Consider the following 574-nt stretch of genomic DNA (forward strand, 5'->3'; position numbering starts at 1 on the left):
CGCCGGCGACGTGATCGTGCCGGCGGGCGTCAGGCTCGACGCGCGCCACCTCGCCATCCTGGCCTCGGCCGGGGTCGAGGCCGTCGCGGTCAGGCGACCCGTGGTGGTCGGCCTCATGTCGACCGGCGATGAATTACTACGGCCCGGCGAACCGTTGCGGGCCGGCAGGATCCATGACGCGAACCGGCCGATGCTGGCCGCCATCCTCGCGCGGCCGTCGCATGAGGTGGTCGACCTCGGCGTCGCGCCGGACGATCGGGCGGCCCTGACGAAGCTGCTGCTGGAGGCGGCCGGGCGTTGCGACGTGATCGTGACGAGCGGCGCGACCTCGGTCGGGGACGAGGATCATCTCGCCGCCTCGGTGTCAGCCGCGGGCGGCCGGCTCGATCTCGCGCGGGTGGCCCTGAAGCCGGGCAAGCCGGTGGTGGTCGGCCATGTGGGCGGCGCGGTTCTCATCGGCCTGCCCGGAAACCCGTTCGCCGCGCTCGTGGCTCACATGTTGATCGGGCGTGTCGCCCTCGAGCGGCTGGCCGGCCTGTCGCCCCGGCCGTTGCGGCCATTGCCGGCGATCGCG

At 73.9% G+C, this 574-nt stretch carries 1 protein-coding gene; it reads left to right on the top strand.

Translation table 11 applies throughout. The features are described from left to right. The coding region (locus ACIKT0_RS19755; RefSeq protein WP_407106945.1) for a molybdopterin-binding protein at positions 1–574 on the top strand (574 nt) is incomplete at both ends.

Source organism: Hansschlegelia beijingensis (genome assembly GCF_045505405.1).
GTDB classification, from domain to species: Bacteria; Pseudomonadota; Alphaproteobacteria; order Rhizobiales; family Methylopilaceae; genus Methylopila; species Methylopila beijingensis_A.